Here is a 7192-nt window from a genome sequence, read left to right as displayed (position 1 = left end):
CGCCGCATGATCGAGATCCGCAAGCAGAATCCTGCCTTCGGACTGGGGTCCTACAGCGAACTGCAGTCCTCCAACCCGGCGGTCCTCGCCTTCCTCCGCGAGTACGAGGACGACCTGGTTCTCTGCGTGCACAACTTCTCCCGCTTCGCGCAGCCCACCGAGCTCGATCTGCGGGCCTACGACGGCCGGCACCCGGTCGAGCTGATCGGCGGGGTGCGGTTCCCCGCCATCGGTGAACTGCCGTACCTGCTCACCCTCGCGGGGCACGGCTTCTACTGGTTCCGGCTCTCCCGAGTCGCCTCCCGCATCGGCCGTCGGCGCTGAGCGTGCGGAGCCGAGGAAAGGACGCGTCAACGATGACGAAGACCGTTGAGCTGCCCCGGAGCACGGCGGCCGGACTCGACCGGCCACTGGTCTCGCTGGGCGGGCTGCTGCGCGACTGGCTGCCGCGGCAGCGCTGGTTCGCGGGCAAGGACCGGCCCGTCACCGAGCTGTCCGTGCTGTCCATGACCGAACTCTTCCCCGGCTGCCTGCACCTGCTGGTCCACGCCGACCACTCCTCCCACGGCGGCACCACCCCGTCCGGTGACTGCTACCAGCTCCTGCTGGGCGTCCGCGAACACCGCGCGCCCGGACTGGAGCGGGCCTACATAGGCCGGGCCGAGGAGGGTCCGCTGGCCGGACTCGCGGTCTACGACGCCCTGCACGACCCGCGCGCGGCCGAACTGCTCCTGGAACGGCTGCGCATACCCGGCACGGCCGGCCCGCTGCGTTTCGAGACCGCCCCTCGGGCCCGGATACCCGGCGGACTCGCGCCGCGGCTGCTGGACGCCGAGCAGTCCAACTCCTCCCTGGTGTACGGCGACTCCTACATCCTCAAGGTGTTCCGGCGGATACAGCCCGGCGTCAACCCGGACCTGGAGGTCCCCGGCGCGCTGGCCGCGCAGGGCTGTGCGCGGGTGCCGGCGCCGGTCGCCTGGTTCCGCACCACCGAGCCGAGCCCGGCGACCCTCGGGGTGCTGCAGCCCTTCCTGCCGGGCGCGGCCGACGGCTGGACCCTGGCCCTGCGCGCGCTCGCGGCCGGGGACGAGTTCACCACCGAGGCGCACGAGCTGGGGCGGGCCACCGCGGACGTGCACCTCGCGCTCGCCGCCGCCTTCCCGGCCGCCGTCCACGACGAACACAGCCACACGGCCGAGGCGATGTCGGCGCGGCTGGCCGAGGCCGCGGACGCGGTGCCGGTCCTGCGGCCCTTCGTCCCCGGGCTGCGCGGCGCCTTCGAGGCGCTCACCACCTGTGACACCGGGCCGCTCGTCCAGCGGATCCACGGCGATCTCCATCTGGGGCAGGTGCTGCGGGCGGACCACGAATGGTTCGTCATCGACTTCGAGGGCGAGCCGTCCCGGCCGCTCGCCGAGCGGCGCAGCACCCAGTCTCCGGTACGGGACGTCGCCGGGATGCTGCGCTCCTTCGACTACGCTGCCCGCCAGCGCCGTCCCTGGCGCCCGGAGTGGGCCCGCCGCTGCCGGGAGGCCTACTGCGCGGGTTACGCTGCCCGGGCCGGCTGGGACCCGCGCAAGAAGCACGCCCTGCTGCGCGCCCACGAGACGGACCGCGCGGTGTACGAGGTGGTGTACGAAGCCCGGCACCGGCCGGCCTGGCTTCCGGTTCCGATGGCCGCGATCGAGCGGCTCGCCCGCTGGAGAGGCTGACGTCATGGCACTGCGCGATTCCTCGCTCCCGGAGCCCTCCGGCCCCTCCCTTCCGACGGCCCCGGCCCTGGACGCCGCGGACCGCGGGCGCCTGCTCGCGGGCGCCCACCACGATCCGCACGCCCTGCTCGGCGCCCACCCGGTGGAGGGCGGCACCCTCTTCCGCGCGCTGCGCCCGCACGCCCGTTCCGTGAGCGTGCTCGTCGACGGGGTGCGCAGCCCCCTGGCATCGGAGGAGGACGGGCTCTTCGCGGCCGTGCTGCCCTACGCCGAGGTCCCGCCGTACACCCTGCTCGTCGAGTACGAGGACGGGGAGCACGAGGTCCACGACCCGTACCGGTTCCTGCCCGCGCTCGGTGAGTTCGACCTGCATCTGATCCGGGAGGGGCGGCACGAGCAGCTGTGGAAGGCGCTCGGGGCCGAGCCGATGACCCATGACGGGGTGGCCGGCACCCGGTTCACGGTGTGGGCGCCCAACGCCCAGGGGGTCCGGGTGGCCGGGGACTTCACGTGCTGGGACGGCACGCAGTTCCCGATGCGTTCGCTGGGCGCGGCCGGGGTGTGGGAGCTGTTCCTGCCGGAGGTGGGCGAGGGCGCCAGGTACAAGTTCGAGATCACCTCCCGGTACGGCGGCCGCTTCCTCAAGGCGGACCCGATGGCCCGGCGGACGGAGGTGCCCCCCGCGACCGCGTCGATCGTGACGGTGTCCCGGCACGAGTGGACCGACGCCGAGTGGATGGCGCACCGGGGCGACGTCCCGGTGCACGAGGCGCCGTTCTCGGTGTACGAGGTGCACCTGCCGTCCTGGCGGCCGGGCCTGAGCTACCGTCAGCTGGCCGAGGAACTACCCGCGTACGTCAGCGACCTGGGCTTCACGCACGTCGAGTTCATGCCGGTCGCCGAGCACCCCTTCGGCGGCTCCTGGGGCTACCAGGTCACGGGCTTCTACGCGCCGACCTCCCGGCTCGGCACCCCCGACGACTTCAGGTACCTGGTCGACGCGCTGCACCGGGCCGGCATCGGCGTGATCATGGACTGGGTGCCGGCCCACTTCCCGAAGGACGACTGGGCGCTGGCCCGCTTCGACGGGGACCCGCTGTACGAGCCCGGGGACGAGCGGCGGGCCGAGCATCCGGACTGGGGGACCTACGAGTTCGATCTCGGCCGGGTGGAGGTGCGCAACTTCCTGGTCGCCAACGCCGTGTACTGGTGCGAGGAGTTCCACGTCGACGGGCTGCGGGTGGACGCGGTCGCCTCGATGCTCTACCTCGACTACTCGCGGGACTCCGGGCAGTGGACGCCGAACGTCTTCGGCGGGCGCGAGGACCTGGACGCGGTGGCGTTCCTCCAGGAGATGAACGCCACCGTCTACCGGCGGGCGCCCGGGGTGGTGACCATCGCCGAGGAGTCCACCGCGTGGGACGGGGTGACCCGGCCGACCGACAGCGGCGGGCTGGGCTTCGGGCTGAAGTGGAACATGGGCTGGATGCACGACTCGCTGGAGTACATCAAGCACGAGCCGGTGCACCGCAAGTACCACCACGACGAGATGACCTTCTCGATGGTCTACGCGTACAGCGAGAACTACGTCCTGCCCATCTCCCACGACGAGGTCGTCCACGGGAAGCGGTCCCTGGTGTCCAAGATGCCCGGCGACTGGTGGCAGCAGCGTGCCAACCACCGCGCGTATCTGGCCTTCATGTGGGCCCATCCGGGCAAGCAACTGCTCTTCATGGGGCAGGAGTTCGCCCAGGGCGGCGAGTGGTCCCACGCCGACGGCCCCGACTGGTGGCTGCTCGATGCGCAGTACGGGGCCGAGGCCGATCACCGGGGTGTCCGGGATCTGGTCCGCGATCTCAACTCCGGGTACCGCGCGCACCCCGCGCTGTGGCAGCGGGACACCGATCCGGCGGGTTTCCAGTGGGTCGTGGGGGACGCGGCCGAGGACAACGTCTTCGCCTTCCTGAGGTTCGATGCCGAGGCCCGGCCGCTGCTGGCGGTCTCCAACCTCTCCCCCGTCGTCCGTCCCGGCTACCGGCTGGGCGTGCCCAAGGGGGCCCCGGTCTGGCAGGAGATCCTCAACACGGACAGTGCCCGGTACGGCGGCGGGGACGTCGTCAGCCGGGGCCCGCTGCTCGCCGACGACGGGGTTCTGCGGCTCACACTGCCCCCGCTCGGCACGGTGTGGCTGGAGCCTGTCGCCCCGTAGCCCGCCGGGGGCCGCGTCACGTGTTTCCGCGGCCGGGTCCGGGCAGTCCGGGATGAAAGACCCCGCCGCGCCCGGTCGCGGCCCGGCCGGAGGGCGGTTGCTCGTGCTGCGTACCGTCGGAGTGGAGGAAGAACTTCTGCTGGTCCACCCGGACAGCGGGGAGCCGGTGCCGCGGTCGGCCGCCGTCGTCGGCCGGGCCGCCCTGGAGGATCCCGGGCAGGCCGTGTTCCAGACCGAACTGTTCGGGCAGATGCTGGAGCTCGCGACCAGTCCGCACCGGGACATGGCGGAGCTCGGCGCCGAGATCGTCGGCTGCCGCAAGGAGGCGGGCCGGCTGGCCGGTGAGTTCGGCTGCGCGGTCGCGGCGCTCGCCACCTGCCCGCTGCCGGTCGACCCGGCGCTCACCCGGCACGAGCGCTACCACTGGATGGCCGGGCGGTACGGCGCCGCCCTGGTGGACTGGTTCGTCTGCGGCTGCCACGTGCACGTGTCGGTGGAGTCCGACGAGGAGGGCGTCGCCGTCCTCGACCGGATCCGGCCCTGGCTCCCGGTGCTGCGCGCGCTCAGCGTCAACTCGCCGTTCTGGCAGGGCCGGGACTCCGGTTACGCCAGCTTCCGCAGCCGGCTGTGGGCGCGCGGCCCGTCGGCGGGGCCGACCGAACTGTTCGGCTCGCCCGAGGGGTACCGGCGGCGGGTCGCGGCCATGGTGGCCAGCGGAGTCATCCTCGACACGGGGATGGTGTACTTCGACGCCCGCTTGTCCACGCGCTACCCGACGGTGGAGATCCGGGTGGCCGACGTGTGCCTGCGGGCGGACACCACCGTCCTCGTCGCCACGCTGATCCGCGCGCTGGTGGAGACGGCCGCGCGCGAGTGGCGGGCCGGGCGGCCGCCGCTCGACCCCAGTGTGAGCATGCTGCGGCTGGCCTCCTGGCAGGCCGCGCGCCTCGGCCTGGAACAGGAGCTCCTCGACCCGGTGGCCATGCGGCCGCGGCCCGCCGTGGAGGTGGTGCGCGCGCTGCTCGCGCACACCGCGGAGGCGCTCGCCGACAGCGGTGACACGGTGGGTGCCGAGGAGGCCGTCGCACAGTTGCTGCGCAGGGGTACCGGCGCCCGCGAGCAGCGGTCGTTCCTGGAGCGCACCGGGAGTCTGCGGGACGTCGTCGTGGAGTGCGTGCGCCGCACCCAGGCCTGACCTCAGGGCTGGGCTTTGTCACCTGGTGGAAACGAGTTGACCGTTCCCGACCCGAGCCGCACTCCCCTGGGCTAGATTCGACCCGCGTCGACAACAGTACCGATCGGGAGGGTAACCCTCCGTACATCCAGGAGCAGCGCATGCGCGACTACGCCCTCGCTCCGACGACCGCTTCGACCCTGACCGGCGGGCTCGCCGACAGCGTCTTCGAGACGGCGGACCGGAACCCCACCCTGCCGGTGCTGGCGCGCCGGCCCGAGGGCGCCGCCGCGGGCTGGCAGGAGGTCACCGCGGTCGAACTGCGGGACGAGGTGGTCGACCTGGCCAAGGGGCTGATCGCGTCGGGGATCTCGCCCGGGCAGCGGGTGGCGGTGATGGCGCGGACGCGCTACGAGTGGACGGTGTTCGGCCTCGCGCTGTGGTCGGTGGGGGCGGAGGTCGTCCCGATCCACCCGACGTCCTCCCGTGACCAGGTCGAGTGGATCCTGCGGGACGCCCGCTGCGTGGCCGTGGTGGTCGAGGACGAGCAGGCGGTGATGACCGTCGGCACCGTGTGCGAGGGGCTGCCGGGGCTCAAGCACGTGTGGCAGCTGGACGCGGGGGCGCTGCCCGAACTGGTGCAGAAGGGCACGTTCGTCCCGCTGACCACGGTGGAGTCGCTGCGCCGGATCGTGATGCCCGACTCGACGGCGGCCATCACCTACACCTCGGGCACCTCGGGCCGTCCGCTGGGCTGCGCGCTGAGCCATCGCGGGCTCGCCTACCCGTGCGACACCCTGCTGGCGGGCTGGGGGCACACCGCGGCACGCCCCGGCGAGCAGGTCTCCGTCCTGGCCTTCCTGCCGTTCTCGCACGTGTACGGCCTGATGATCATGGTGATCTGTCTGCGTGGCGGGATCCTGATGGGCCACGAGCCGGAGATGACCGAGGCCGCGCTGGCCGAGGCGCTGGCCACGTTCCGGCCGACCTATCTGTACGCCGTGCCGTCGGTGCTGGAGAAGCTGTACAAGACTTTCCTGCGCACCTCCCAGCAGCACGGCCGGGGTGCCCTGTTCGAGCGGGCCGCGGAGACCGCACGGGACTTCGCCGCGGCCACGGAGCGGCAGCGGCTGGGCACCGGGGCGGGCCCGGGCTTCGACCTGCGGCTGCAGCACGCCCTGTACGAGCGGACGGTGTACCGCAAGCTGCGCGGCGCACTCGGCGGGCGGGTGGTGCGGGCCACGTCCGGCGGCTCCTCGCTCAGCCGTGAACTCACCCTCTTCTACGAGGGCATCGGCATGTACGTCCATGACGGGTACGGCCTCACCGAGTCCAGCGGCGGGATCACCATGCAGCCGCTGGGCCGGGAGAAGTCGGGCACGGTCGGCCAGGCCCTGCCGGGCACCCAGATCCAGGTGGCCGAGGACGGCGAGATCCTGGTGCGCGGCCCGTCGGTGTTCCAGGGGTACGTCGGCGACGACTACGCGACCCGGGCCGCGCTGCGCGGCGGCTGGCTGGCCACCGGGGACATCGGCCGGCTGGACCCGGAGGGCTATCTGACCATCACGGGCCGCAAGAAGGACATCATCATCACGAGCAGCGGCAAGAGCGTGGCCCCGGCCCCGCTGGAGCAGCGGCTGCGGATGCACCCGCTGGTGCACCAGGCGGTGGTCGTGGGGGACGACCGGCCCTGTGTGGGCGCGCTGATCACCCTGGACCCGGACTTCCTCGCGCACTGGCGGGGGGCGCTGGCGGTGCCGGGCGACTCGCCCGGGCGGGAGGCGCGCGAGGAGAACGCCCTGCGCGAGGAGATCGCCCGCGCCATCGCGTCCGCCAACAGCGTGGTCTCCCGCGCCGAGTCGATCCGGGTCTACCGGGTGCTCCAGGAACCGTTCGCCCCGGGCAACGGCATGCTCACACCGTCGATGAAGCTGCGCCGGGACGCGATAGCACGCCACTACGCGGCCGAGATCGACGCCATGTACCAGGCCCGCTCGCAGGCGGTACGCCGGCCGGGCCGCCCGGGCCAGCCGGAACCGGCCGACTGGGACGATTCGGACAACGTGTTCCGGTGAACGGAACACGCTTATCAGGTGC

5 protein-coding genes are annotated in these 7192 nt (G+C 72.7%); all 5 read left to right on the top strand.

The genetic code is table 11. The annotated features are described in order from the left end of the window. Window positions 1-324: alpha-glucosidase C-terminal domain-containing protein (locus ACZ63F_RS42060; protein ID WP_469719257.1), on the top strand; the 324-nt coding region annotated here is incomplete at its 5' end. Window positions 325-356: 32 nt separating this feature from the next. Further along, complete coding sequence (locus ACZ63F_RS42055) at window positions 357-1712, top strand: maltokinase N-terminal cap-like domain-containing protein (RefSeq protein WP_469719255.1); 1356 nt, start codon at window positions 357-359, stop codon at window positions 1710-1712. 4 nt (window positions 1713-1716) lie between these two features. Then, window positions 1717-3921 (top strand): 1,4-alpha-glucan branching enzyme, encoded by a 2205-nt coding sequence (gene glgB / locus ACZ63F_RS42050; RefSeq protein WP_469719253.1) that lies wholly within the window; start codon window positions 1717-1719, stop codon window positions 3919-3921. A 106-nt stretch (window positions 3922-4027) separates the two neighbouring features. Next, on the top strand, window positions 4028-5116 hold the full coding sequence (locus tag ACZ63F_RS42045; RefSeq protein ID WP_469719261.1) for a glutamate--cysteine ligase 2: 1089 nt from the start codon (window positions 4028-4030) through the stop codon (window positions 5114-5116). Window positions 5117-5256: 140 nt separating this feature from the next. Then, window positions 5257-7170 carry an AMP-dependent synthetase/ligase gene (locus ACZ63F_RS42040; RefSeq protein WP_469719251.1) on the top strand — a complete coding sequence of 638 codons (1914 nt, stop codon included), beginning with the start codon at window positions 5257-5259 and terminating at the stop codon, window positions 7168-7170. Window positions 7171-7192: the final 22 nt, after the last annotated feature.

This window comes from Streptomyces sp. NPDC104761 (assembly GCF_055583445.1).
The sequence above is the reverse complement of the archived record's forward strand: the minus strand, read 5'-3'. Positions and strand labels throughout refer to the sequence as shown.